The sequence below is a fragment of the Pantoea sp. alder81 genome, from assembly GCF_020179835.1.
Classification (GTDB): domain Bacteria; phylum Pseudomonadota; class Gammaproteobacteria; order Enterobacterales; family Enterobacteriaceae; genus Pantoea.
On record NZ_JAIUDA010000019.1, the window covers coordinates 1 to 25,914 of the forward strand.

The window sequence follows — 25,914 nt, forward strand, 5'->3', positions numbered from 1 at the left end:
ACAACGTGAAAATGACCGTTGAGCTGATCCACCCAATCGCGATGGATCAGGGTCTGCGTTTCGCAATCCGTGAAGGCGGCCGTACTGTTGGTGCGGGCGTTGTTGCTGAAGTTATCGCTTAATTGCGATAATATTTGACGCAATGCTTAGTGAAAGGGCATCATTTGATGCCCTTTTTGTACGCTGTTACATAGAACCTGGCTCATCAGTGATTTTCGATCATAATCATTGCTGAGACAGGCTCTGGTTTACGGTGTCGGATACCGAGTTATGCCCAAAAGCTCATTCGGTTTGGATGCCTCGCTCTGCGGGGCAGAATTGTTTCTGAATTATTGTGGCAGGTTGGTTTATGAGTGCGAATACCGAAGCTCAAGGGAGCGGGCGCGGCCTGGAAGCGATAAAGTGGATCGTTGTGATCGCATTGCTGTTAGTAGCAATCGTTGGCAACTATATTTATCGCGACATCACGCTGCCTTTGCGCGCGCTGGCTGTAGTGGTGTTGATCGCTGCGGCGGGCGGCATTGCGTTGCTGACTATTAAAGGCAAAGCGACCGTGGCTTTTGCTCGTGAAGCAAAAACTGAAATGCGTAAGGTCATTTGGCCGACTCGCCAGGAAACATTGCACACCACGTTAATCGTTGCCGCGGTCACTGCCGTGATGTCACTGATTTTGTGGGGGCTGGATGGAATTCTGGTCCGTCTGGTATCGTTTATCACTGGCCTGAGGTTCTGAGATGTCTGAAGCTCCAAAAAAACGCTGGTACGTCGTTCAGGCGTTCTCCGGTTTTGAAGCCCGCGTAGCAAAGTCGCTGCACGAGCATATCAAACTGCACAACATGGAAGAACTGTTTGGTGAAGTCATGGTACCGACTGAAGAAGTCGTCGAAATCCGTGGTGGCCAGCGTCGCAAAAGCGAACGTAAATTCTTCCCTGGCTATGTATTGGTTCAGATGGTGATGAATGACGCCAGCTGGCACTTAGTGCGTAGTGTACCGCGTGTAATGGGCTTCATTGGTGGTACCTCTGACCGTCCTGCGCCGATTAGCGACAAAGAAGTTGATGCGATTATGAACCGCCTGCAGCAGGTAGGTGATAAGCCGCGTCCGAAAACTCTGTTCGAGCCAGGCGAGATGGTACGCGTCAACGACGGTCCATTTGCCGACTTCAACGGTGTGGTCGAAGAAGTCGATTACGAAAAGAGCCGCTTGAAAGTATCAGTATCCATCTTTGGCCGTGCAACGCCGGTGGAACTCGACTTTGCTCAGGTGGAGAAAGGTTAACCCCTTTGTTCACTTTTTAGCTCTTGCGGAAGGCGCGAAATTTACCTATAATTTCGCGCCTTTTGTTTTTATACGCTGGTTACAGCGTGTGAAATAATTATCACGGGGAGCCTGTTTCACAGGCGCTATAACCCATTTGAGGAAATATCATGGCTAAGAAAGTACAAGCCTACGTCAAGCTGCAGGTTGCAGCTGGTATGGCGAACCCAAGTCCACCTGTTGGTCCAGCACTGGGTCAGCAGGGTGTTAACATCATGGAATTCTGTAAAGCGTTCAACGCTAAAACAGAATCTCTGGAGAAAGGCTTGCCTACTCCAGTTGTTATCACTGTATACAGCGACCGTTCTTTCACCTTCGTTACCAAAACCCCTCCTGCTGCCGTTCTGCTGAAAAAAGCAGCGGGCATCAAGTCTGGTTCAGGTAAGCCGAACAAAGATAAAGTCGGTAAAGTTTCTCGTGCTCAGGTACGTGAAATCGCAGAAACTAAAGCTGCGGACATGACTGGTTCTGACGTAGAAGCGATGACTCGCTCTATCGAAGGTACTGCACGTTCCATGGGCCTGGTAGTAGAGGATTAAGAAATGGCTAAGCTGACCAAGCGCATGAGCGTAATCCGTGACAAAGTAGACGCGACCAAGCAGTACGACATCGCTGAAGCTATTGCTCTGCTGAAAGAACTGGCTACTGCCAAGTTCGTTGAAAGCGTTGACGTTGCTGTCAACCTCGGCATTGATGCACGTAAATCAGACCAGAACGTTCGCGGCGCGACTGTTCTGCCACACGGTACTGGTCGTTCAGTACGTGTTGCTGTATTTACCCAAGGCGCAAACGCTGAAGCTGCTAAAGCAGCTGGCGCTGAGCTGGTAGGTATGGAAGATCTGGCTGATCAGATCAAGAAAGGCGAAATGAACTTTGACGTTGTTATTGCATCTCCAGATGCAATGCGCGTTGTTGGCCAGTTGGGCCAGGTTCTGGGTCCACGCGGCCTGATGCCAAACCCTAAAGTTGGTACTGTAACCCCTAACGTTGCTGAAGCTGTTAAGAACGCTAAAGCAGGTCAGGTTCGTTATCGTAACGACAAAAACGGCATCATCCACACTACCATCGGTAAAGTGGATTTCGATACTGACAAACTGAAAGAAAACCTGGAATCTCTGCTGGTTGCGCTGAAAAAAGCAAAACCTTCACAGGCGAAAGGCGTGTACATCAAGAAAGTTAGCATCTCTACCACCATGGGCGCCGGCGTTGCCGTTGACCAGGCTGGTCTGACTGCCGTAGCAAACTAATTGCTACTTGAAACGGGCGAAAAATTCATCTAGAATCTTACGCCCGTTGTTCTGGTTGATGACTCAACTCAGAACCCAGATTCAAAGTCACTGAATAACAAAGCGTAACTGCCTGGTTGCTCAATGACTTAGGTTGGAGCCAGGCCTTATCCTGGCCTCCGTCCAAGACCGCAGGAGCGGGATTATCTTCGGATAGCTTGCTTAATATCCTGCGTAGACGGTGACAGAACCAAAAAGAATTATTTTCTTCGCTGGATTCTGCTCACCGTGTAATAGCGCTCTTTACCTTCGGGTAGTTGAGTGAAGTGAGTTCCGGGAAATTTTTCCCGGTCAAATCCAGGAGCAAAAGCTAATGGCATTAAATCTTCAAGGCAAACAAGCGATTGTTGCTGAAGTTAGCGAAGTAGCCAAAGGCGCGCTTTCAGCGGTTGTTGCGGATTCCCGTGGCGTTACCGTTGATAAAATGACCGAACTGCGTAAAGCAGGCCGTGAAGCTGGCGTTTACATGCGTGTTGTTCGCAACACCTTGCTGCGCCGCGTCGTTGAAGGTACTCCTTTCGAGTGCCTGAAAGACACGTTTGTTGGTCCGACCCTGATTGCATATTCTATGGAACACCCGGGCGCTGCTGCTCGTCTGTTCAAAGATTTCGCGAAAGCGAATGCAAAATTTGAGGTCAAAGCTGCAGCCTTTGAAGGTGAGCTGATCACGGCGGCCAATATTGACCGTCTGGCAACTCTGCCGACTTACGAAGAAGCATTGGCACGCCTGATGTCGACCATGAAAGAAGCCGCTGCTGGCAAATTGGTTCGCACTCTGGCTGCTGTACGCGATGCAAAAGAAGCGGCTTAAGGCCAACTTCTTTTCCTTCGTACTTGCTAACGTATAAACTTTTTCTGTTTTTTAGGAACAATCGATATGTCTATCACTAAAGATCAAATTCTGGAAGCAGTAGCAGCTATGTCCGTAATGGAAGTAGTTGAGCTGGTTTCTGCTATGGAAGAAAAATTCGGCGTTTCTGCTGCTGCCGCTGTAGCTGTTGCTGCTGGCCCAGCTGAAGCTGTTGAAGAGAAAACTGAATTCGACGTTATTCTGAAAGCTGTTGGCGCGAACAAAGTTGCAGTAATCAAAGCAGTACGTACTGCAACTGGTCTGGGCTTGAAAGAAGCTAAAGACCTGGTTGAAGCGACCGGCACTATCAAAGAAGGCATCAGCAAAGATGACGCAGCTGCTCTTGAAGCACTGCTGAAAGAAGCTGGCGCTGAAGTTGAAGTTAAGTAAGACAACCCTCGGGTTGCAGCCTGAGTAGTTTCAGGCTGATGGCTGGTGACTTTTTGGTCACCAGCCTTTTTGCGCTACAGGGGAATGATGGCGTTTCGCACTGTTTGTCCATTGTTTCTCTTCAATATCTTTTTCTATCTACGACTTAATATATCGCTCTCCTGTGAAGGTTCCCTGCCTGCACAACGGCGATGAAATGATTTAAGAGTGATAGAAAGACGTATTGCATGGGGTGTTACGCATCGCATGAAAAACAAAATAGTGTTGCATGAACTGTCCTATCAGGACGGACAGCGTGGTTCGACATGTCAGCTAGCTGAGGAACCCTATGGTTTACTCCTATACCGAGAAAAAACGTATTCGTAAGGATTTTGGTAAACGTCCACAAGTTTTGGACATACCTTATCTCCTTTCTATCCAGCTTGACTCGTTCCAGAAGTTTATCGAGCAAGATCCAGAAGGCCAACACGGTCTGGAAGCAGCCTTCCGTTCCGTATTCCCAATCTCTAGCTACAGCGGCAACTCTGAGTTGCAGTATGTGAGCTACCGTTTGGGTGAGCCGGTCTTTGACGTAACAGAATGTCAGATCCGTGGCGTGACCTACTCGGCACCGCTGCGCGTGAAGCTGCGTCTGGTGATCTATGAGCGCGAAGCGCCAGAAGGCACCGTAAAAGACATTAAAGAGCAAGAAGTGTACATGGGTGAAATTCCACTCATGACCGACAACGGTACCTTTGTTATCAACGGTACTGAACGTGTTATCGTTTCTCAGCTGCATCGTAGTCCTGGCGTGTTCTTTGACAGCGACAAGGGTAAGACGCACTCGTCTGGTAAAGTGCTGTATAACGCACGTATCATCCCTTACCGTGGTTCATGGCTCGACTTCGAATTCGACCCGAAAGACAACCTCTTTGTCCGTATTGACCGTCGCCGTAAGCTGCCGGCCACTATCATTCTGCGTGCGTTGCAATTCACCACTGAACAAATCCTCGATCTGTTCTTCGATAAAGTGGTTTATGAAATTCGCGACAACAAGCTGCAGATGGAATTGGTGCCAGAGCGCCTGCGTGGTGAAACCGCCAGCTTCGATATCGAAGCCAACGGCACAGTCTACGTTGAGAAAGCGCGTCGCATCACTGCACGTCATATTCGTCAGCTTGAAAAAGACGGTATTCAGCACATCGAAGTGCCTGTTGAATATATCGCAGGTAAAGTGGTCGCTAAAGACTACGTCGATCTGAACACCGGCGAACTGATTGTTCCTGCAAACATGGAACTGTCACTGGATCTGTTGGCTAAACTGAGCCAATCCGGTCACAAGCGCATTGAAACCCTGTTCACCAACGACCTGGATCACGGTGCGTACATCTCCGAGACCTTGCGTGTTGACCCAACCAGCGATCGTTTGAGCGCATTGGTTGAGATCTATCGCATGATGCGTCCTGGCGAGCCACCAACGCGTGAAGCGGCAGAAAATCTGTTCGAGAATCTGTTCTTCTCTGAAGATCGTTACGATCTCTCTGCGGTTGGCCGCATGAAGTTCAACCGTTCTCTGCTGCGTGATGAAATCGAAGGTTCAGGCATCCTGAGCAAAGACGACATCATCGAAGTGATGAAGAAGCTGATCGGCATCCGTAACGGTATTGGCGAAGTCGATGATATCGACCACCTCGGCAACCGTCGTATCCGTTCTGTTGGTGAGATGGCTGAGAACCAGTTCCGTGTGGGTCTGGTCCGTGTTGAGCGTGCTGTTAAAGAGCGTCTGTCTCTGGGCGATCTCGACACCCTGATGCCTCAGGACATGATCAACGCCAAGCCAATCTCGGCGGCGGTGAAAGAGTTCTTCGGCTCCAGCCAGCTGTCCCAGTTTATGGATCAGAACAACCCGTTGTCTGAGATTACGCACAAGCGTCGTATCTCTGCTCTGGGCCCAGGCGGTCTGACGCGTGAGCGTGCAGGCTTCGAAGTGCGTGACGTACACCCAACCCACTACGGTCGTGTATGCCCAATCGAAACGCCTGAAGGTCCGAACATCGGTCTGATCAACTCCCTTTCTGTTTACGCGCAGACTAACGAATACGGCTTCCTTGAGACTCCGTATCGTCGCGTTGTTGACGGCAAAGTGGGTGAAGAAATTCATTACCTCTCTGCGATTGAAGAGGGTAACTACGTTATCGCTCAGGCGAACACCAACCTTGCTGATGACGGTAGCTTTGTTGACGATCTCGTCACCTGCCGTAGCAAAGGTGAATCAAGCCTGTTCAGCCGCGATCAAGTTGACTACATGGACGTTTCCACCCAGCAGGTGGTTTCTGTCGGTGCGTCACTGATCCCGTTCCTGGAGCACGATGATGCTAACCGCGCCTTGATGGGTGCGAACATGCAACGTCAGGCGGTTCCTACTCTGCGTGCTGATAAGCCGCTGGTTGGTACCGGTATGGAACGTGCTGTAGCGGTTGACTCCGGTGTAACTGCTGTCGCGAAACGTGGTGGTACCGTTCAGTACGTTGATGCTTCTCGTATCGTTATTAAAGTTAACGAAGAAGAGATGTATCCGGGCGAAGCGGGTATCGATATCTACAACCTGACCAAGTACACCCGTTCTAACCAGAACACCTGCATCAACCAGATGCCGTGCGTGTCTCTGGGTGAGCCGATTGAACGTGGCGACGTGCTGGCAGATGGCCCGTCAACCGATCTCGGTGAACTGGCTCTGGGTCAGAACATGCGCGTGGCGTTCATGCCATGGAACGGTTACAACTTCGAAGACTCCATCCTCGTTTCCGAGCGTGTTGTACAAGAAGACCGTTTCACCACTATCCACATCCAGGAACTGGCATGTGTGTCTCGTGACACCAAGCTGGGGCCAGAAGAGATCACTGCTGATATCCCGAACGTCGGTGAAGCAGCGCTCTCCAAACTGGATGAGTCCGGTATCGTGTATATCGGTGCGGAAGTGACCGGCGGTGACATTCTGGTTGGTAAGGTTACACCGAAAGGTGAAACCCAGCTGACGCCAGAAGAGAAACTGTTGCGTGCGATCTTCGGTGAGAAAGCGTCTGACGTTAAAGACTCTTCTCTGCGCGTGCCAAACGGTGTTTCCGGTACGGTCATCGACGTTCAGGTCTTCACCCGCGATGGCGTGGAAAAAGACAAGCGTGCACTTGAAATCGAAGAGATGCAGCTGAAGCAGGTTAAGAAAGACCTGTCTGAAGAACTGCAGATTTTCGAAGCGGGCTTGTTCAGCCGTATTCAGACTGTACTGATCTCCGGTGGTGTTGAAGCTGAGAAGCTGGACAAACTGCCACGTGAGCGCTGGCTGGAACTGGGCCTGACTGACGAAGAGAAGCAAAACTCTCTTGAGCAGCTGGCTGAGCAGTATGACGAGCTGAAGCACGAGTTTGAGAAGAAACTCGAAGCGAAGCGTCGCAAGATTACCCAAGGCGATGATCTGGCACCTGGCGTGCTGAAAATCGTTAAGGTGTACCTGGCGGTTAAACGTCAGATCCAGCCTGGTGACAAGATGGCGGGTCGTCACGGTAACAAAGGTGTTATTTCTAAGATCAACCCGATCGAAGACATGCCTTACGATGAGAACGGTACGCCGGTCGATATCGTACTGAACCCACTGGGTGTACCGTCACGTATGAACATCGGTCAGATCCTGGAAACTCACCTGGGTATGGCGGCAAAAGGCATTGGTGAGAAAATCAATGCAATGCTGAAGAAGCAGGAAGAAGTCACCAAACTGCGTGATTTCATCCAGCGTGCTTACGATCTGGGTACTGACGTGCGTCAGAAAGTCGATCTGAACACCTTCACTGACGACGAAGTTCTGCGTCTGGCTGAGAACCTGAAAAAAGGTATGCCAATCGCAACGCCAGTGTTTGATGGTGCGAAAGAGAGCGAAATCAAAGAGCTGCTGCAGCTCGGCGGCCTGCCTTCTTCCGGTCAGATCACCTTGTTCGATGGCCGTACCGGTGAGCAGTTCGAGCGTCAGGTAACCGTAGGTTACATGTACATGCTGAAACTGAACCACCTGGTCGACGACAAGATGCACGCCCGTTCTACTGGCTCTTATAGCCTCGTTACTCAGCAGCCGCTGGGTGGTAAGGCGCAGTTCGGTGGTCAGCGCTTCGGTGAGATGGAAGTGTGGGCACTTGAAGCATACGGTGCTGCTTATACCCTGCAGGAAATGCTGACCGTTAAGTCTGATGACGTGAACGGCCGTACGAAGATGTATAAAAACATCGTCGATGGCAATCATCAGATGGAACCGGGCATGCCGGAATCCTTCAACGTACTGTTGAAAGAGATCCGCTCGCTGGGTATCAACATCGAGCTGGAAGACGAGTAAGCACTCGCAAGTACTGGTTACGGGACGCGCACTTCGGGTGTGCGTCCCTGAGAGTTCCACTCCGACGGGAGCTAATCCGTGAAAGACTTACTTAAGTTTCTGAAAGCGCAAACTAAGACCGAAGAGTTTGATGCGATCAAGATCGCTCTGGCCTCGCCAGATATGATCCGTTCATGGTCTTTTGGTGAAGTTAAAAAGCCAGAAACCATTAACTACCGTACCTTCAAGCCGGAGCGTGACGGTCTTTTCTGCGCCCGTATCTTTGGGCCGGTAAAAGATTACGAATGCCTGTGCGGTAAGTACAAGCGTTTAAAACATCGCGGCGTGATCTGTGAGAAGTGTGGCGTTGAAGTTACACAGACCAAAGTTCGTCGTGAGCGCATGGGCCACATCGAACTGGCTTCACCTACTGCGCACATTTGGTTCCTGAAATCACTGCCTTCGCGTATCGGCTTACTGCTGGATATGCCGCTGCGTGATATCGAGCGCGTACTGTACTTCGAATCATATGTTGTGATCGAAGGCGGTATGACCAACCTGGAAAAACGTCAGATTCTGACCGAAGAGCAGTACCTTGACGCGCTGGAAGAGTTCGGTGACGAATTCGACGCGAAGATGGGTGCGGAAGCTATCCAGGCGCTGCTGAAAAACATGGATCTGGAGCAAGAGTGCGAGCAGCTGCGTGAAGAGCTGAACGAAACCAACTCCGAGACCAAACGTAAAAAGCTGACCAAGCGTATCAAGCTGCTGGAAGCGTTCGTTCAGTCTGGTAACAAACCAGAGTGGATGATCCTGACCGTTCTGCCGGTTCTGCCGCCAGATCTGCGTCCACTGGTACCGCTGGACGGTGGTCGTTTCGCTACGTCGGATCTGAACGATCTGTATCGTCGCGTGATCAACCGTAACAACCGTTTGAAACGTCTGCTGGATCTGGCTGCGCCAGATATCATCGTACGTAACGAAAAGCGTATGCTGCAGGAAGCGGTAGATGCCCTGCTGGATAACGGCCGTCGCGGTCGTGCCATCACCGGCTCTAACAAACGTCCTCTGAAATCTTTGGCCGATATGATCAAAGGTAAGCAGGGTCGTTTCCGTCAGAACCTGTTGGGTAAACGTGTTGACTACTCTGGTCGTTCTGTAATCACCGTAGGTCCATACCTGCGTCTGCATCAGTGCGGTCTGCCGAAGAAAATGGCACTGGAGCTGTTCAAACCGTTTATCTACGGCAAGCTGGAACTGCGTGGCCTCGCGACCACCATCAAAGCTGCTAAGAAAATGGTTGAGCGCGAAGAAGCTGTTGTCTGGGATATCCTGGACGAAGTGATCCGCGAACACCCGGTACTGCTGAACCGTGCACCAACTCTGCACCGTTTAGGTATCCAGGCATTCGAACCTGTTCTGATCGAAGGTAAAGCAATCCAGCTACACCCGCTGGTTTGTGCGGCATATAACGCCGACTTCGATGGTGACCAGATGGCTGTTCACGTACCGCTGACGCTGGAAGCCCAGCTGGAAGCACGTGCGCTGATGATGTCTACCAACAACATCCTGTCACCTGCGAACGGCGAGCCAATCATCGTTCCTTCTCAGGACGTTGTACTGGGTCTTTATTACATGACCCGTGACAAAGTGAATGCGCGTGGCGAAGGCATGGTGCTGACTGGCCCGAAAGAAGCTGAGCGTGTTTATCGCGCTGGCCTGGCTGAGTTGCATGCTCGCGTTAAAGTGCGTATCACCGAGTACAGCAAAAACGAACAAGAAGAGTTCGTCGCGAATACCAGCATTATCGACACCACCATTGGTCGTGCGATTCTGTGGATGATCGTGCCGAAAGGTCTGCCTTACTCCATCGTCAACCAGGCGCTGGGTAAGAAAGCTATCTCCAAGATGCTGAACACTTGTTACCGCATCCTGGGCCTGAAGCCGACCGTTATCTTTGCTGACCAGACCATGTACACCGGTTTTGCTTACGCAGCCCGTTCAGGTGCCTCTGTAGGTATCGACGACATGGTTATCCCGGCTAAGAAAGCGGAAATCGTTGCGGAAGCGGAAGCGGAAGTTGCTGAGATTCAGGAACAGTTCCAGTCTGGTCTGGTAACTGCTGGCGAACGTTACAACAAAGTCATCGATATCTGGGCCGCAGCGAACGAACGCGTTTCCAAAGCGATGATGGACAACCTGCAAACCGAAACCGTGATCAACCGTCACGGTGAAGAAGAGCAGCAAGTCTCGTTTAACAGCATCTACATGATGGCCGACTCCGGTGCGCGTGGTTCTGCTGCACAGATTCGTCAGCTGGCCGGTATGCGTGGTCTGATGGCTAAGCCAGATGGCTCAATCATCGAAACGCCAATCACTGCGAACTTCCGTGAAGGTCTGAACGTACTCCAGTACTTCATCTCGACGCACGGTGCGCGTAAAGGTCTTGCGGATACCGCACTGAAAACCGCTAACTCCGGTTATCTGACGCGTCGTCTGGTTGACGTTGCGCAGGATCTGGTGGTGACCGAAGACGACTGTGGCACATTCGAAGGCATCATGATGACTCCGGTCATCGAAGGTGGCGACGTTAAAGAGCCACTGCGTGAGCGTGTACTGGGTCGTGTGACCGCAGAAGACGTACTGAAACCAGGTACTGCTGACATCCTGATCCCGCGTAATACGCTGATCGATGAGCACTGGTGTGATGTGATCGAAGTTAACTCTGTCGATGCGATCAAAGTGCGTTCTGTTGTGGGTTGTGAAACCGACTTTGGTGTGTGTGCACACTGCTACGGTCGCGACCTGGCACGTGGTCACATCATCAACAAAGGTGAGGCCATCGGCGTTATCGCAGCACAGTCCATCGGTGAGCCGGGTACACAGCTGACGATGCGTACGTTCCACATCGGTGGTGCGGCATCTCGTGCGGCTGCTGAATCCAGCATCCAGGTGAAGAACAAAGGTACCATCAAGCTGACGAACGCGAAGTCTGTAACCAACTCCTCTGGGAAGCTGGTTATCGTTTCACGTAACGTTGAGCTGAAGATGATCGACGAGTTCGGTCGTACCAAAGAGAGCTATAAAGTGCCTTACGGTGCGGTTATGGCCAAAGGTGATGGTGAGCAGGTTGCTGCGGGCGAGACCGTTGCAAACTGGGATCCGCATACCATGCCAGTTATCACCGAAGTGGGCGGTTTCATTCGCTTCACCGACATGATCGATGGCCAGACCATTACCCGTCAGACTGACGACCTTACCGGTCTGTCATCGCTGGTGGTTCTGGACTCTGCAGAACGTACTGCAGGTGGTAAAGATCTGCGTCCTGCGCTGAAAATTATTGATGCCAACGGAAATGACGTTCTGATTCCAGGTACCGATATGCCAGCTCAGTACTTCCTGCCGGGCAAAGCAATTGTTCAGCTGGAAGATGGCGTTAAGATCAGTGCGGGTGACACCCTGTCTCGTGTACCTCAGGAATCTGGCGGTACCAAGGACATCACCGGTGGTCTGCCACGCGTTGCTGACTTGTTCGAAGCGCGTCGTCCGAAAGAGCCAGCTATCCTGGCCGAGATCAGCGGTATTATCTCGTTCGGTAAAGAGACCAAAGGCAAGCGTCGTCTGGTGATTACACCGGTTGATGGTAGCGATCCGTACGAAGAGATGATTCCGAAATGGCGTCAGCTGAACGTATTCGAAGGTGAGCGTGTAGAACGTGGTGACGTTGTTTCTGACGGCCCAGAATCTCCACACGATATCCTGCGTCTGCGTGGCGTCCATGCGGTTACGCGTTACATCACTAACGAAGTGCAGGAAGTTTACCGTCTGCAAGGCGTTAAGATTAACGATAAACACATCGAAGTCATCGTGCGTCAGATGTTGCGTAAAGCAACCATCGCCAGCGCCGGCAGTGCCGACTTCCTGGAAGGTGAGCAGGCTGAATACTCTCGCATCAAGATCGCTAACCGCGAACTTGAAGCGAATGGCAAAATCGGCGCGACGTTCATGCGCGATCTGCTGGGTATCACCAAAGCGTCATTGGCAACCGAATCGTTCATCTCTGCAGCATCGTTCCAGGAGACCACGCGTGTCCTGACCGAAGCAGCAGTAGCAGGTAAGCGCGATGAACTGCGCGGCCTGAAAGAGAACGTTATCGTGGGTCGTCTGATCCCGGCCGGTACCGGTTATGCATACCATCAGGATCGTATGCGTCGCCGTTCTGTAGGTGAGACACCGGTTGCACCGCAGGTGACTGCGGATGAAGCCTCTGCGAGCCTGGCTGAACTGCTGAACGCGGGTCTGGGCGGTAATAACGACGATTAATCGTTGTTCTGTCTGACTTATAAAAAACCCTGCCTTGGCAGGGTTTTTTTTCGTCTTTAACTCAGCTTTTACGGCAGATATCGTTGCGCGTCAGGCCGATATCACGCAATTGCGCATCGCTTAGTTGAGACAATATCTGTCGGGTTTCACGCCGGGCGCGCCACTGTCTCATTGCGCGGCGTGCGCCACGAAAAAGATCCAGTAACGTTACATCAAATGGTCTTGCCGCACGGTTTTGATCGAATTCCATTTTTACTGCCCTCAGTAAGATGTCTGAGTGACATTGTCCAATTGATGTGCGCTTCAATACAGATTCAAAAAACACTTATCTTTAACATACAGATTGCGCCAGACAGGATCTGAATGGTAAAAAAGCAATCTATCTGTACTGGTAAATTGATGTGGATGATTCAGTGAGGCATACGATGACGCGATATCAGCATTTGGCTTGCTTGCTCTCAGATCGTATTGAGCAAGGGTTATACCGTGGTGGTGAACGCTTACCGTCAGTGCGAACACTGAGTATTGAACATGGCGTCAGTATCAGTACCGTGCAACAGGCATACCATCTCCTGGAAGAGAAACAGTTAATCGTGCCACAGCCACGTTCAGGCTATTTCGTCGCCACGCGTAAAGCCACGCCACCCGTCCCCGCGTTAACTCGCCCAGTACAGCGACCTGTTGAGATCACCCAGTGGGAATCTGTACTGGAGTTATTAAGCAGCCGCAACAGCGGTAACGTGTTGCAATTAGGTAGCGGGATGCCCGATCTGACCCAGCCGACACTGAAGCCATTATGGAAAATTCAGAGCCGAATGGCGCAGAAGCAGGATCTTGGACAGCTCAATTATGACAGTCTGTTGGGTGTTGAGGCTTTGCGTGAGCAGGTCGCGCGGTTAACTATCGACAGCGGCTGTCAGCTCACCGCAGAGGATATAGTGATCACTACGGGCTGCCATGAAGCACTGTCCGTGTCGATCCGCGCGGTGTGTGAGCCGGGTGATATCATCGCCGTTGAGTCTCCTACTTTCCATGGTACGATGCAGACACTGCGCGGCCTCGGTATTCGTGCCATTGAGATCCCTACCGATTCGGTGACGGGCATTAGCCTCGAAGCCCTGGAACTGGCATTCGAGCAGTGGCCAATCAAGGCCGTGGTGGTGGTGCCAAATTGCAATAATCCACTTGGATTTATCATGCCCGAGGCGCGCAAGCGTGCACTGCTGGCATTGGCCCAACGCTTTGATGCCGCGATCATTGAAGACGATGTCTATGGTGAGTTGGCATGGGAGTATCCACGCCCCATCACCATCAAATCTTTGGACATGGACGGCCGGGTGTTGCTGTGTAGCTCATTCTCTAAGACGCTGGCGCCCGGGTTACGTGTTGGCTGGGTAGCACCTGGGCGCTACCGCGATCGCGTTTTGCATATGAAATATATCGGCACTGGCTCTACAGCCACGCAGCCACAATATGCGGTGGCGGAATTTATTCGTCTTGGCCACTATGGGCCGCATTTACGTCGTATGCGTCAGGTTTATCAGCGCAACTACGAGACCTTCAACTGCTGGGTTCGCCACTATTTCCCCTGTGGTATTTGTGTCTCGCGCCCGCAGGGTAGTTTCCTGATGTGGATTGAATTGCCCGAAGCCTTTGATGCGGTTCGGCTTAACACCGAACTGCGCGCGTTGAACATTCAGGTTGCTGTCGGATCGCTGTTTTCCGCCTCGGGCAAGTATCGTAACTGCTTGCGCCTCAACTATGGTTTGCCCATCAATGAGCAAACTGAACAGGCCATCGCCCGGCTTGGCGCCGCGGTGGAGAAGGCCATGCAGGCCTGTCATATCGAAACGGAACAGGCTTCCTCTCTGACTGATTAAAGTGGAAAGGCAGGGCTGGAGAGAGAGGTAGACCAGCCCTGGCCCACTGCAAGCGACAGCGGGCAGGCACACTTTAGCGTGACCGGAAAAACACGCCAGCCTGCAGTTGGCTGGCCGCGCGTGAGATTCCAGCAATTTAGCGCGTTTGCAGACTGCTACAACGCTTCTGCAGGCTGGGTTCCAGCTTCAACCAGTGCCAGCAGTTCCTGGGTTGCCTGACGCCAGTCAGCGGCCTGAGTAATGGCACTCACCACGGCCACACTTCCAACCCCCGTAGCCAAGACTTCAGGCACACGCGCTAGCGAAATACCGCCGATCGCCACGGTCGGTATATCCTGCAACCGCGCCAGATGGCGTTTAAGTTCGACAACACCCTGCGGTGCTGAAGGCATATCTTTGGTTTGCGTTGGATAGATATGACCTAACGCGATATACGAAGGACGCAGCGCCAGTGCGCGATCTAACTCGGCATCGTCATGAGTCGACAACCCCAGTCGCAATCCTGCCTGGCGAATGGCATCCAGATTGGCCACGTCCAAATCTTCCTGACCAAGATGCACGCCGTAGGCGTTGTATTTGATCGCTAATCGCCAGTAATCGTTGATAAACAGGCGAGCACGATACTGCTTGCCCAACGCAATCGCTTCACGCACAGCATCTTCTACTTCATGATCCTGGCAATCTTTGATGCGCAACTGGATGGTGCGAACGCCGGCCTCCAGTAAGCGCGCAATCCACTCTACGCTATCGACAACAGGGTACAGCCCCAGTTTGGGGGCTGTGGCGGGAAAGGCGTCGGTCATACTTTTTCCTCTTTAAGGGCATCGGCGGCGTGATAAAGCTCGCCACCACGGCTACGGAAGGCATCCGACATCTGCGCCATGCCGATTTCAATCGGCTGGGCTTCTGCCTGCTGGCGAGCAGCATATTCACGCACTTCCTGGGTAATTTTCATCGAACAGAATTTCGGACCGCACATTGAGCAGAAGTGAGCCACTTTGCCCAATTCCTGCGGTAATGTCTCATCGTGATAGGCACGCGCGGTATGTGGATCGAGCGCCAGATTGAACTGATCTTCCCAGCGGAATTCGAAGCGCGCTTTCGACATGGCGTTATCGCGGATCTGAGCGCCGGGATGGCCTTTGGCCAGATCGGCGGCATGCGCGGCGATCTTGTAGGTGATCAGTCCCTGCTTCACATCTTCTTTATTCGGCAAACCAAGGTGCTCTTTCGGAGTGACGTAGCACAGCATGGCGCAGCCAAACCAACCAATCATTGCGGCACCGATGCCGGAGGTGAAATGATCGTAACCGGGTGCGATGTCGGTGGTGAGTGGGCCGAGCGTGTAGAACGGCGCTTCGTGGCAGTGTTCTAGCTGTTCGGTCATGTTGCGGCGAATCATCTGCATCGGCACATGGCCTGGGCCTTCAATCATCACTTGCACATCGTATTCCCAGGCCATTTTGGTCAGCTCACCTAGCGTGTGCAATTCGGCAAACTGGGCTTCATCATTGGCGTCCTGAATCGATCCGGGGCGCAGGCCATCGCCGAGTGAGAGTGCCACATCATAAGCGGCGCAGATCTCACAGATCTCACGGAAGTGGAGGTAGAGGAAACTTTCCTGATGATGTGACAGGCACCACTTCGCCATTATCGAACCACCGCGTGAGACTATGCCGGTCAGGCGTTTGGCGGTCATCGGCACATAGCGCAGCAGTACTCCGGCGTGAATAGTGAAGTAATCCACGCCCTGTTCGGCTTGCTCCAGCAACGTATCGCGGAAGATTTCCCAGTTAAGGTCTTCCGCCACGCCGTTCACTTTCTCCAGCGCCTGATAAATAGGTACTGTGCCAATCGGCACCGGGCTATTACGTAAAATCCACTCGCGCGTTTCATGGATATAGCGGCCTGTGGAGAGATCCATCACCGTATCGGCGCCCCAGCGTGTTGACCACACCAGCTTCTCAACTTCCTCCTCAATGGATGAACTCACCGCCGAGTTACCGATATTGGCATTCACCTTCACCAGGAAATTTCGGCCAATGATCATCGGCTCGGATTCGGGGTGGTTGATATTGGAGGGGATGATGGCGCGACCGCTGGCGACTTCCTGACGAACAAATTCGGCGGTGATATTTTCTGGCAGATTGGCGCCAAAGCTGTGTCCTGGATGCTGTTGTAGCAATACTTCACCGCGAATACGCTCACGCCCCATATTTTCCCGCACCGCGATGAACTCCATCTCCGGCGTGATAATGCCCCGGCGTGCGTAATGCAATTGTGTGACGCATTGGCCGGCTTTGGCACGACGCGGCTGCGGCAACTGCTCGAAACGCAGGTGATCCAGCCCTTCGTCGGCTAAGCGCTGTTGGGTGTAATGCGAGCTCAGCTGGTGGATGGTTTCGCTATCATCGCGTTCTGCTATCCAGTTAGCACGTAGCCTGGCTAATCCCTGATGCACATCAATGGTGGCTGCGGGATCCCCATAAGCGCCCGCCGTGTCGTACACCGGGACCGGTTCATTCTGTTCATACTGAGGGTGATCTTTGCTACCGCCGATGTGTGTCGGGCTGAGCTGAATTTCGCGCATCGGCACACGGATATCTGCTCGGCTGCCAGTCATCCAGATACGTTTTGAATTGGGGAAAGCGGTGCCTTGCAGCGAATCAATAAATTCCTGCGCTTGTGCGCGTTGTTCACGACGAGAAGTTTTAGCAACAGACATAGCAAGTTTCCTGAATTAAGGGGAAGTTGCTTGTCCAGAGTTCGGAAGGAGTAACAGGGACGATGCGGGGCGCCAGCATGCACCGTTCTGATAATGTCTACTCTTGTTCCCTTCGCAGGTACTAACCTGATCAGGTTCCGCGGATCCCGAATAAACGGTCTCAGCCCCTAAGGGCACTCCGACAAGGTAATGTTTTACGATAATCGCAAAACGTTGGCTCTCATTTGGTTAAAGAGACAATAAAAAAGCCCATTCAGCATAAGAGGGCTTTTTCGGAATAACAAGTTTTTTACATAGTGCGAGTTTAAGCGGGGCGAGCCATATTGCTTTCATTGGCGACTGGCGGGCGCGCCAGTTGGTTATCCCAGGCGAGCTGCACCAGTTTATCTTCCAGCGTAAAGCGTGACTCCAGCACTTCACCCACTTCGGACAACGCCTTTTGGAATTCAACGCAGTTATCGTCGTTAATGGCCTGCTGTAGATGGCTGTCATACAGTTGCATCATGCGATCGGTATTCGCTTCCAGAGCCGGATAGATTTGTGCCGCCGCGATGAGTGGGCTGTCTCCTTCCATCTCGCTGATAATACGTTCATAAATACTGAAATGACCGGTTGAAAGGTAATCCACCAGACTGTGGCAAAATGCATCCAACGCCTGTTCATCCAGCGCACTGAGCGCCTCTTTATTGGGCTTCATGCCGATTAATGCGTAATAGCTGACAAGCAACTGTCGGCGCGCGCGCAGCCACGCATCGACTAATTCATTACCGCCACTTACACGCCTGGCCAGGTCATCTAACTGGGTAAGCATATGGGGCTCCGGGTGAGTTATAGTTATCCATTACACACTTAACATCAGGATTTCAGCGTGCCATTCGACGCTAAGGACAACGAATAAGATGCAACGTGAGATCTCAAGCGTAGACGCTGGCTGGTGGATTGTCAGCCATGAACAAAAACTTTGGTTACCGCAAGGCGAGCTGCCGCATGGCTTATCCGGCGATTTTGGCCTGGCAGGAAAGACCGCGATATTAATTGGTGAGTGGCAGGCTGAAAATGTCTGGCTGATACGAGAATCACGCCCGGATAATATGGGCTCTGTTCGCCAGCTAATCGACGAAGATGTTGGGCTTTTCCAGATGGTTGGGCGCGGTGTTCAACTGGCGGAGTTTTACCGATCCCATCGCTGGTGCGGCTACTGCGGACACGAAATGCACCTCAGTAAACGTGAGTTTGCCTGCCTGTGTCACCATTGCCGCGAGCGCTATTATCCGCAGATCGCGCCGTGCATTATCGTGGCTATTCGCCGAGGCGATGAGATCCTGCTGGCTAACCATGCGCGCCATCGCAACAGCATTTACACAGTATTGGCTGGCTTTGTTGAAGTAGGGGAAACGCTGGAACAGGCCGTGGCGCGTGAGGTGATGGAAGAGAGCAACGTAAGGGTGAAAAATGTCCGCTATGTCACCTCGCAGCCGTGGCCCTTCCCGCACTCCTTAATGATGGCATTTATGGCCGACTATGAAGGCGGAGACTTGCAACACGATGGCAAAGAGTTGCTGGATGCTGGCTGGTATCGTTATGACGATCTGCCGCTACTCCCGCCGCCGGGTACGGTGGCACGACGGTTGATTGAAGATACCGTTGCCCTGTGTCGCGCCAGCGCGCCGTGAAAATGCTACACTGGCGGCCTTAGCATGAGAGAGCCCATTATGAGTGAACTGAAGAACGATCGTTATCTGCGCGCCCTGTTACGTCAGCCGGTGGATGTCACCCCGGTATGGATGATGCGACAAGCCGGGCGCTATTTGCCGGAGTATAAAGCCACGCGTGCTGAAGCCGGTGATTTTATGTCGCTGTGTAAGAATGCCGAGCTGGCGTGCGAAGTCACCTTGCAGCCGCTGCGTCGCTATGCGCTGGATGCAGCGATCCTCTTCAGCGATATCCTGACAATTCCTGATGCTATGGGACTGGGGCTCTACTTTGAAACGGGTGAAGGCCCGCGTTTCTCAAATCCTATTACCTGCCGCGCAGATGTTGATAAGTTGCCGATTCCGGATCCAGAGGACGAGCTGGCTTATGTGATGAATGCGGTACGCACCATTCGCCATAACCTGAAAGGCGAAGTGCCGCTGATCGGCTTCTCTGGCAGCCCATGGACGCTGGCGACCTACATGGTCGAAGGCGGCAGCAGCAAAGCTTTCACCAAAATCAAAAAGATGATGTATGCCGAGCCGCAAACTCTGCATAAGCTGCTGGATAAGCTGGCTGACAGCGTCATTCTTTACCTGAACGCGCAGATTAAAGCGGGTGCACAGTCGATTATGGTCTTCGACACCTGGGGCGGCGTGCTGACAGGTCGCGATTACCGTGAGTTCTCGCTCTACTACATGCACAAAATCGTTGATAGCGTGCTACACGAGAACGAAGGTCGCCGTGTGCCGATTACACTGTTCACCAAAGGCGGTGGTCAATGGCTGGAGGCTATTGCGGCCACCGGATGTGATGCTTTGGGTCTGGACTGGAGCACCGATATCGCCGATGCCCGTCGTCGTGTGGGTGACAAAGTGGCGCTGCAGGGCAACATGGATCCATCCATGCTGTATGCACCGCCAGCACGTATCGAGCAGGAAGTGGCCACCATTCTGGAAGGCTTCGGTGCGGGTGAAGGCCATGTCTTTAACCTGGGCCATGGCATCCATCAGGATGTGCCGCCTGAACACGCCGGTGCATTCGTGGAAGCCGTGCATCGTCTGTCACGCCCTTACCATCAGGGCTAAGCATGGATTTAGCCGCGCTGCGAGCCGAACAGCTTCAACGCGCTGCTGACGTGGTGCGGCAGGATGATTTTGACGTCCTGCCGCCTCGTTTTATCGCCGGTGCGGACGTCGGTTTTGAGCAGGAAGGCGCCATTACCCGCGCGGCGCTAATCGTGCTGGAGTACCCCTCATTGCAGCTGGTGGAGCATCGCATTGCGCGTATCGAAACCACCATGCCGTACATCCCTGGTTTTTTGTCCTTTCGCGAAGTACCCGCACTCCTCGCCGCCTGGCAACAGCTCACTCATCAGCCTGATCTCCTGTTTGTTGACGGTCAGGGTATTGCTCATCCGCGACGGCTCGGGGTGGCTGCCCATTTCGGTTTATTGGTGGATGTGCCCACTATTGGCGTGGCTAAGAAACGGCTGTGTGGTCGGTTTGCCGAGCTAAGCGGGGAACCGGGGAGTCGTCAGCCGTTAATGGATAAAGGTGAGCAGATTGGCTGGGTGTGGCGCAGTAAAGCGCGCTGTAACCCGCTGTTTGTCTCAACGGGGCATAGAATCAGCCTGGAGAGTGCGCTGCATTGGGTGGAATTATGTACGTCGGGCTATCGCCTGCCCGAACCCACACGCTGGGCCGATGCGGTTGCCTCAGGTCGACCGGCATTTCTACGTTGGCAAAATGCGCGTTAACGCTGTTTGCGCGCGGCTTTTGCGGTACACTGCCGCCAGCTAACCTATTGAGAGTAAGTTTGATGTTACAGAACCCCGTCCATTTGCGTCTGGCGAAGCTGGAAAGCTGGCAGCATATGACCTTCATGGCCTGTCTGTGCGAGCGGATGTTCCCCAACTATTGGGCCTTCTGTCAGCAGACCGAATTTGCCGATCCGCAGCTCTATCGCCGCATCCTTGATCTTGTCTGGGAGAGCCTGACGGTTAAAGACGCTAAGATTAACTTCGATAGCCAACTGGAAAAGCTGGAATCAGCGATTCCGAATGGCGATGATTTTGATATCTACGGTGTCCATCCAGCGATCGATGCCTGTGTTGCGTTGAGCGAAGTTGTGCATGCACAACTCAGCGGCGAAACTCTGGAGCACGCGATCGAAGTCAGCCGCACCTCGATCACCACCGTCGCTATCCTTGAAATGACGCAGGCCGGTCGTGAAATGACCGATGAAGAGCTGCGTGAAAATCAGGCGGTGATTGATGAATGGGATATGCAGTGGGAGATTTTCCGCCTGCTGGCAGACTGCGAAGAGCGCGACCTTGAGCTGATTAAAGGGTTACGTTCTGACCTGCGCGAAGCGGGAATCAGTAACATCGGTATACTTTTTCAGCAATAAGGCGATAAAACGTGACTTCAGGCCTGAATTACCGCGCCTGGAGGCTTCACATCAGCCCCCTGTCTGGTCTACATTTGGGGGGCTGAAAATTGTGGCTATCTTTGCGTGCAGGTTGAAGAGTGCCAGAATATGGCTTTTCCCTCGCACTCGTTGCTTAGCAAGCGATAAATACACTTTAAGGATAACTTATGAACAAGACTCAACTGATTGATGTGATCGCAGAGAAAGCTGACCTGTCAAAAACCCAGGCTAAAGCTGCGCTGGAATCTACCCTGGCTGCGATCACTGAGTCTCTGAAAGAAGGTGATGCTGTACAACTGGTTGGTTTTGGTACTTTTAAAGTGAACCACCGCGCTGAGCGTACCGGTCGCAACCCACAGACTGGCAACGAGATCAAAATCGCTGCAGCTAACGTGCCAGCGTTCGTCTCTGGTAAAGCTCTGAAAGACGCAGTTAAGTAAGTTTTCCGCATCGCGGTTTAAGCTTTAAAAGAGGGGCGACATCGCCCCTTTTTGTTATCGGGGCCTGTCATGCTGAACACGATTACTCAGCGCGTCTGCGCCCTGTTACTCGGTGCGCTACTCGCGGGCTGTAGTTCCACTCCTGATCTTCCTGCCTTTACGGCGAGCGGTTATCTGGCCGATCGCGGCACTGTGCGCATCTGGCGTAAGAACAGTGAGCATCAAGCTGTCCATCTGCGTACCGTTTATACCCCCTTCAATGGCGATGCCATGGAAACCACTGACTACAACTGGCAGCAGAACAAACTGATCAGCGTTGAGCGCAGTGTGGCAGGCGAGCAACCGGATGATGTGACGTTACGCTTCGACCATCTCGGTAATCTCAACTTCATGCAACGCCAGCTGGCGGGGCGTCGCGAAGCGGTGAGCGGTGACACGGTGGAACTCTACCGGTTTGATGCACAACGTATGCTGGAGCAAAGTAATGCATTGCTAAGTGGCCGTGTATTGCTGAAGCAAGGACATTGGCTGGGAGCAACACAGATACGCGACTGTGATGGCAAAGTAGTTAATGCACCGTTTGATAGCGGAATGATTGCCACGTTATCCCAGCAGCAGCGAAGCCAGCCACAACCGTTAATGGTGTCGTGGTTGGAGGCGCCTGAAGGCGTGCAGTTGCTGCGGGCGACGCCAGTGGATGAATGCAGCTGGCAGCCGAAAGAGAGTGATTTCTGAAGCGGAAAAAATTAAGGGGCACTCAAAGTGCCCCTTGTTGATTACTTGCGGTTAATCGCGCGGTAACCAATATCCTTGCGGCAGAAGCTGCCTTCCCAGGAAATATGCTTAGCCAGCGCATAAGCATTCTTCTGCGCGGCTGCCACATCTTCACCCAGTGCGGTCACGCACAGCACGCGCCCACCGTTAGTCACCACCACATCATCTTTCATCGTGGTGCCCGCGTGGAATACTTTGCCATCCGGCACTTCTTCCAGTGGCAGGCCGTGGATCTGATCGCCGGTATTGTAATCCGCCGGATAACCGCCTGCAGCCAGCACGACACCCAGTGACGGACGTGGATCCCACTGCGAGGTTTGTTGATCCAGTTTGCCATCCACCGCGGATAGACAAAGCTCAACCAGATCTGATTGCAGACGCATCATGATCGGCTGGGTTTCTGGATCGCCAAAGCGGCAGTTGAATTCGATCACTTTCGGCTGACCAGCTTTATCGATCATCAGACCAGCATAAAGGAAACCGGTATAGGTGTTGCCTTCCGCTTTCATACCATTGACGGTTGGCCAGATAATCTGATCCATCACTCGCTGGTGGATCTCATCCGTTACCACCGGGGCAGGTGAGTAAGCGCCCATGCCGCCGGTGTTTGGACCGGTATCGCCATCGCCAACACGCTTATGATCCTGGCTGGTGGCCATTGGCAACACGTTGTCGCCATCTACCATTACGATGAAGCTGGCTTCTTCGCCGTCGAGGAACTCTTCAATGACAATTCGATGGCCTGCATCGCCGAAAGCGTTGCCTGCCAGCATGTCCTGCACGGCGGCTTCCGCTTCAGCCAGTTCCATCGCCACGATAACGCCTTTGCCCGCTGCTAAACCGTCAGCTTTAATGACGATCGGTGCGCCTTTCTCGCGCAGGTAAGCCAGGGCGGGTTCGACCTCGGTAAAGTTCTGGTATTCAGCGGTAGGGATCTGCTGGCGCGCCAGGAAATCTTTGGTGAAGGCTTTTGATCCTTCCAGCTGTGCAGCCGCCTGGGTTGGGCCAAAGATCTTCAGGCCTGCAGCGCGGAACGCATCGACTACGCCAATCACCAGCGGCGCTTCCGGGCCGACGATGGTCAGATCGATATTCTCTTGCTGAGCAAATGCCAACAAGGCAGGCACGTCGGTAGGGCTGATCGCTACATTTTGCAATGCGGGCTCCAGTGCGGTACCAGCGTTACCCGGAGCCACAAAGACGGTCTCAGCTAAAGGAGACTGTGCCGCTTTCCATGCCAGCGCGTGTTCACGTCCGCCATTACCAATCACTAAAATTTTCATCTATTACAGCTCCGGGCTATTAATGGCGGAAGTGACGCATATCGGTGAAGATCATCGCAATGCCGTGTTCATCAGCGGCGGCAATCACTTCATCATCACGGATAGAACCACCTGGTTGAATCACACAGCTGATACCCACGGCAGCAGCCGCGTCGATACCATCGCGGAACGGGAAGAAAGCATCAGATGCCATAGCAGAACCTTTTACTTCTAAACCTTCATCACCTGCTTTAATACCGGCAATTTTGGCAGAGTAAACACGGCTCATCTGGCCCGCGCCAATGCCGATAGTCATGTTGTCACGTGCATAGACAATCGCATTGGACTTCACGAACTTGGCCACTTTCCAGCAGAACAGCGCATCACGTAATTCCTGCTCGCTTGGCTGGCGCTTAGTCACCACGCGCAGCTGGCTGGCATCAACCATGCCCAGATCGCGATCCTGCACCAGTACGCCACCGTTCACACGTTTGAAATCCAGTGCGGCGACACGGCCTTGCCACTGGCCACACACCAGCACACGTACGTTTTGTTTCGCTGCGGTGACTTTCAATGCCGCTTCGCTAGCGGAAGGGGCGATGATCACTTCCACGAACTGACGGCTAATGATTGCCTGTGCAGTGGCTTCGTCTAATTCACGGTTGAAGGCAATGATGCCGCCGAAAGCTGAGGTTGGGTCGGTTTTGTAAGCGCGCTCGTAGGCATCCAGAATCGAACCGCCCACTGCTACGCCGCACGGGTTGGCGTGTTTCACAATCACGCAAGCCGCTTCATCAAACTCTTTCACACACTCAAGCGCAGCATCGGTATCGGCGATGTTGTTATAAGAGAGTGCTTTGCCCTGAACCTGCTGTGCAGTAGCAACAGAAGCTTCCGCCACATTCTCTTCTATATAGAAGGCAGCGTCCTGATGGCTGTTCTCGCCGTAGCGCATATCCTGCTTCTTAATGAAGTTGAGATTCAGCGTACGTGGGAAACGGCCGGCAGGCTCTTTGCTGTCAGTGTGGTAAGCCGGCACCAGGCTACCAAAGTAGTTGGCAATCATGCTGTCATACGCTGCGGTGTGTTCGAAGGCTTTGATCGCCAGATCGAAACGGGTGTCCAGCGTCAGGGAGTTTTCGTTGGCGTCCAGCTCGGCGATGATGGCCTCGTAGTCGCTGCTCTTCACCACAATAGCCACGTCTTTGTGGTTCTTGGCGGCGGAGCGCACCATGGTTGGGCCACCGATATCGATATTCTCTACCGCGTCTGCCAGTGAGCAGTCGGGTTTAGCGACGGTCTGGGCGAAGGGATAGAGGTTAACCACCACCATGTCGATTGGGCTGATAGCGTGCTCAGACATGATCGCATCATCGGTGCCGCGACGGCCCAAAATACCGCCATGCACTTTCGGGTGCAGCGTTTTGACGCGTCCATCCATCATTTCCGGGAAACCGGTGTAGTCAGAAACTTCAGTGACGGGCAGGCCCGCATCTGCCAGCAGGCGAGCAGTACCACCTGTGGAGAGCAGCTCAACACCACGACTGGAGAGTGCCTGAGCAAATTCGAGGATACCGGCTTTATCAGAAACACTGAGCAGAGCGCGGCGTACTGGACGACGTTGTTGCATGGTGGTTTTATCCCTTGGCTTTGTTTCGCATAAATAAGAGCGTTACATCAAGCTTAGCGTTTCTTTCTATATAGAAGAGAGCGCTTGCTTCATGTAACGCCCCAAAAGGGGCATCCTTGACGTCGCCGGGCATTGTAGCGAAAACGTTTGCGTGATGCTCGCCTAAATTCATCTACGCCGATGAATGTGGATAACACTGTGTGTAAGTGGGTATAAGGCGGGGTTTTGCTGTGGAATGCAGCGAACGGTTGTTTTTATTGAATTTAGCGGTTGCGCGCTGCGAACAACTCCCTATAATGCGCATCCATCGAGACGGCACAACGGTTTACGGAGTGCGGTGTTGACAGGAAGCTTCGATAAGAACTTCCGCCAGATGAAAAACGCTGAAAAAAGTGTTTGACTCTGAGGGAGGAAAGCGTAATATACGCCACCTCGCAACAGCAGCTTAAGGCGCTGATTGCACCGCTCTTTAACAATTTATCAGACAATCTGTGTGGGCACTCGCAGGATTGATATCAACGTCTCCGGACGTAAAAAATATCAAGTCTCACGAGTGAACACATAATGAAATTCA

21 protein-coding genes, 1 pseudogene and 1 riboswitch are annotated in these 25,914 nt (G+C 52.8%); of the genes and pseudogenes, 16 read left to right on the forward strand and 6 right to left on the reverse strand.

Annotated features, from left to right (window positions below; all coding sequences use genetic code 11):
• The 9 genes and pseudogenes from LBW88_RS25850 to rpoC all read left to right on the forward strand — a co-directional run.
• A pseudogene (locus LBW88_RS25850) lies at positions 1-122 on the forward strand (elongation factor Tu); the annotation flags it as partial.
• Positions 123-349: 227 nt separating this feature from the next.
• Entirely contained in the window at positions 350-733 is a 384-nt protein-coding gene (gene secE / locus LBW88_RS25855; protein WP_224935567.1) for a preprotein translocase subunit SecE, read from the forward strand.
• Between the two features lies 1 nt (position 734).
• Positions 735-1,280 carry a transcription termination/antitermination protein NusG gene (gene nusG / locus LBW88_RS25860; RefSeq protein WP_224935566.1) on the forward strand — a complete coding sequence of 182 codons (546 nt, stop codon included), beginning with the start codon at positions 735-737 and terminating at the stop codon, positions 1,278-1,280.
• A 149-nt stretch (positions 1,281-1,429) separates the two neighbouring features.
• Positions 1,430-1,858 carry a 50S ribosomal protein L11 gene (gene rplK, locus LBW88_RS25865; protein ID WP_007886298.1) on the forward strand — a complete coding sequence of 143 codons (429 nt, stop codon included), beginning with the start codon at positions 1,430-1,432 and terminating at the stop codon, positions 1,856-1,858.
• Positions 1,859-1,861: 3 nt separating this feature from the next.
• Positions 1,862-2,566 carry a 50S ribosomal protein L1 gene (rplA, locus tag LBW88_RS25870; protein ID WP_224935564.1) on the forward strand — a complete coding sequence of 235 codons (705 nt, stop codon included), beginning with the start codon at positions 1,862-1,864 and terminating at the stop codon, positions 2,564-2,566.
• A 352-nt stretch (positions 2,567-2,918) separates the two neighbouring features.
• Entirely contained in the window at positions 2,919-3,416 is a 498-nt protein-coding gene (gene rplJ / locus LBW88_RS25875; protein ID WP_058973440.1) for a 50S ribosomal protein L10, read from the forward strand.
• Between the two features lie 66 nt (positions 3,417-3,482).
• The gene (gene rplL, locus LBW88_RS25880; protein ID WP_084938296.1) at positions 3,483-3,845 is read left to right on the forward strand and encodes a 50S ribosomal protein L7/L12; all 363 of its coding nucleotides are present in this window, start codon (positions 3,483-3,485) and stop codon (positions 3,843-3,845) included.
• Between the two features lie 328 nt (positions 3,846-4,173).
• A complete protein-coding gene (rpoB, locus tag LBW88_RS25885; protein ID WP_224935562.1) occupies positions 4,174-8,202 on the forward strand; it encodes a DNA-directed RNA polymerase subunit beta in 4,029 nt (1,342 codons plus the stop codon).
• Positions 8,203-8,280: 78 nt separating this feature from the next.
• The gene (gene rpoC / locus LBW88_RS25890) at positions 8,281-12,504 is read left to right on the forward strand and encodes a DNA-directed RNA polymerase subunit beta' (protein WP_224935560.1); all 4,224 of its coding nucleotides are present in this window, start codon (positions 8,281-8,283) and stop codon (positions 12,502-12,504) included.
• A 61-nt stretch (positions 12,505-12,565) separates the two neighbouring features.
• Here rpoC and LBW88_RS25895 read toward each other — a convergent pair whose 3' ends face one another.
• Positions 12,566-12,754: a DUF1127 domain-containing protein gene (locus LBW88_RS25895; protein ID WP_224935559.1), complete on the reverse strand. Its 189-nt coding sequence runs from the start codon at positions 12,752-12,754 to the stop codon at positions 12,566-12,568.
• 175 nt (positions 12,755-12,929) lie between these two features.
• Here LBW88_RS25895 and LBW88_RS25900 point away from each other — a divergent pair, with 175 nt between their 5' ends.
• Positions 12,930-14,384, forward strand: coding sequence for a PLP-dependent aminotransferase family protein (locus LBW88_RS25900; protein ID WP_224935557.1), 1,455 nt, complete (start codon positions 12,930-12,932; stop codon positions 14,382-14,384).
• A gap of 155 nt (positions 14,385-14,539) precedes the next feature.
• Here LBW88_RS25900 and thiE read toward each other — a convergent pair whose 3' ends face one another.
• From thiE to rsd, 3 genes are all read right to left on the reverse strand, one after another.
• The gene (thiE, locus tag LBW88_RS25905; RefSeq protein ID WP_224935555.1) at positions 14,540-15,187 is read right to left on the reverse strand and encodes a thiamine phosphate synthase; all 648 of its coding nucleotides are present in this window, start codon (positions 15,185-15,187) and stop codon (positions 14,540-14,542) included.
• Positions 15,184-17,109 (reverse strand): phosphomethylpyrimidine synthase ThiC, encoded by a 1,926-nt coding sequence (gene thiC, locus LBW88_RS25910; protein WP_224935553.1) that lies wholly within the window; start codon positions 17,107-17,109, stop codon positions 15,184-15,186. Before thiC ends, thiE begins: the two co-directional genes overlap by 4 nt.
• A gap of 90 nt (positions 17,110-17,199) precedes the next feature.
• Positions 17,200-17,300, reverse strand: a riboswitch (TPP riboswitch).
• Positions 17,301-17,413: 113 nt separating this feature from the next.
• Positions 17,414-17,920, reverse strand: a complete 507-nt coding sequence (gene rsd, locus LBW88_RS25915) for a sigma D regulator (RefSeq protein ID WP_224935551.1) — start codon at positions 17,918-17,920, stop codon at positions 17,414-17,416.
• Between the two features lie 88 nt (positions 17,921-18,008).
• Here rsd and nudC point away from each other — a divergent pair, with 88 nt between their 5' ends.
• From nudC to LBW88_RS25945, 6 genes are all read left to right on the forward strand, one after another.
• Complete coding sequence (gene nudC / locus LBW88_RS25920; RefSeq protein ID WP_224935549.1) at positions 18,009-18,782, forward strand: NAD(+) diphosphatase; 774 nt, start codon at positions 18,009-18,011, stop codon at positions 18,780-18,782.
• 39 nt (positions 18,783-18,821) lie between these two features.
• Complete coding sequence (gene hemE / locus LBW88_RS25925) at positions 18,822-19,889, forward strand: uroporphyrinogen decarboxylase (protein ID WP_224935547.1); 1,068 nt, start codon at positions 18,822-18,824, stop codon at positions 19,887-19,889.
• Positions 19,890-19,891: 2 nt separating this feature from the next.
• Complete coding sequence (gene nfi / locus LBW88_RS25930; protein ID WP_224935545.1) at positions 19,892-20,560, forward strand: deoxyribonuclease V; 669 nt, start codon at positions 19,892-19,894, stop codon at positions 20,558-20,560.
• Between the two features lie 62 nt (positions 20,561-20,622).
• The gene (locus LBW88_RS25935; RefSeq protein ID WP_224935543.1) at positions 20,623-21,213 is read left to right on the forward strand and encodes a YjaG family protein; all 591 of its coding nucleotides are present in this window, start codon (positions 20,623-20,625) and stop codon (positions 21,211-21,213) included.
• A 188-nt stretch (positions 21,214-21,401) separates the two neighbouring features.
• A complete protein-coding gene (gene hupA / locus LBW88_RS25940) occupies positions 21,402-21,674 on the forward strand; it encodes a nucleoid-associated protein HU-alpha (RefSeq protein ID WP_084938308.1) in 273 nt (90 codons plus the stop codon).
• A gap of 69 nt (positions 21,675-21,743) precedes the next feature.
• Complete coding sequence (locus LBW88_RS25945; protein ID WP_224935541.1) at positions 21,744-22,409, forward strand: DUF1481 domain-containing protein; 666 nt, start codon at positions 21,744-21,746, stop codon at positions 22,407-22,409.
• A gap of 41 nt (positions 22,410-22,450) precedes the next feature.
• On the opposite strand, the gene purD is transcribed toward LBW88_RS25945, so the two are convergent.
• Positions 22,451-23,731, reverse strand: coding sequence for a phosphoribosylamine--glycine ligase (purD, locus tag LBW88_RS25950; protein WP_224935539.1), 1,281 nt, complete (start codon positions 23,729-23,731; stop codon positions 22,451-22,453).
• A 19-nt stretch (positions 23,732-23,750) separates the two neighbouring features.
• The gene (gene purH / locus LBW88_RS25955) at positions 23,751-25,340 is read right to left on the reverse strand and encodes a bifunctional phosphoribosylaminoimidazolecarboxamide formyltransferase/IMP cyclohydrolase (RefSeq protein ID WP_224935537.1); all 1,590 of its coding nucleotides are present in this window, start codon (positions 25,338-25,340) and stop codon (positions 23,751-23,753) included.
• Positions 25,341-25,914 lie beyond the last annotated feature (574 nt).

Coding starts and splice junctions, on each gene's coding strand:
- nudC (WP_224935549.1), top strand. CDS start 18,009: ATGCAACGTGAGATCTCAAGCGTAGACGCTGGCTGGTGGATTGTCAGC.
- rplK (WP_007886298.1), top strand. CDS start 1,430: ATGGCTAAGAAAGTACAAGCCTACGTCAAGCTGCAGGTTGCAGCTGGT.
- hupA (WP_084938308.1), top strand. CDS start 21,402: ATGAACAAGACTCAACTGATTGATGTGATCGCAGAGAAAGCTGACCTG.
- rplA (WP_224935564.1), top strand. CDS start 1,862: ATGGCTAAGCTGACCAAGCGCATGAGCGTAATCCGTGACAAAGTAGAC.
- rpoB (WP_224935562.1), top strand. CDS start 4,174: ATGGTTTACTCCTATACCGAGAAAAAACGTATTCGTAAGGATTTTGGT.
- LBW88_RS25935 (WP_224935543.1), top strand. CDS start 20,623: ATGTTACAGAACCCCGTCCATTTGCGTCTGGCGAAGCTGGAAAGCTGG.
- rsd (WP_224935551.1), bottom strand. CDS start 17,920: ATGCTTACCCAGTTAGATGACCTGGCCAGGCGTGTAAGTGGCGGTAAT.
- LBW88_RS25895 (WP_224935559.1), bottom strand. CDS start 12,754: ATGGAATTCGATCAAAACCGTGCGGCAAGACCATTTGATGTAACGTTA.
- LBW88_RS25900 (WP_224935557.1), top strand. CDS start 12,930: ATGACGCGATATCAGCATTTGGCTTGCTTGCTCTCAGATCGTATTGAG.
- purH (WP_224935537.1), bottom strand. CDS start 25,340: ATGCAACAACGTCGTCCAGTACGCCGCGCTCTGCTCAGTGTTTCTGAT.
- LBW88_RS25945 (WP_224935541.1), top strand. CDS start 21,744: ATGCTGAACACGATTACTCAGCGCGTCTGCGCCCTGTTACTCGGTGCG.
- nusG (WP_224935566.1), top strand. CDS start 735: ATGTCTGAAGCTCCAAAAAAACGCTGGTACGTCGTTCAGGCGTTCTCC.
- secE (WP_224935567.1), top strand. CDS start 350: ATGAGTGCGAATACCGAAGCTCAAGGGAGCGGGCGCGGCCTGGAAGCG.
- purD (WP_224935539.1), bottom strand. CDS start 23,731: ATGAAAATTTTAGTGATTGGTAATGGCGGACGTGAACACGCGCTGGCA.
- rplL (WP_084938296.1), top strand. CDS start 3,483: ATGTCTATCACTAAAGATCAAATTCTGGAAGCAGTAGCAGCTATGTCC.
- hemE (WP_224935547.1), top strand. CDS start 18,822: ATGAGTGAACTGAAGAACGATCGTTATCTGCGCGCCCTGTTACGTCAG.
- thiC (WP_224935553.1), bottom strand. CDS start 17,109: ATGTCTGTTGCTAAAACTTCTCGTCGTGAACAACGCGCACAAGCGCAG.
- thiE (WP_224935555.1), bottom strand. CDS start 15,187: ATGACCGACGCCTTTCCCGCCACAGCCCCCAAACTGGGGCTGTACCCT.
- nfi (WP_224935545.1), top strand. CDS start 19,892: ATGGATTTAGCCGCGCTGCGAGCCGAACAGCTTCAACGCGCTGCTGAC.
- rplJ (WP_058973440.1), top strand. CDS start 2,919: ATGGCATTAAATCTTCAAGGCAAACAAGCGATTGTTGCTGAAGTTAGC.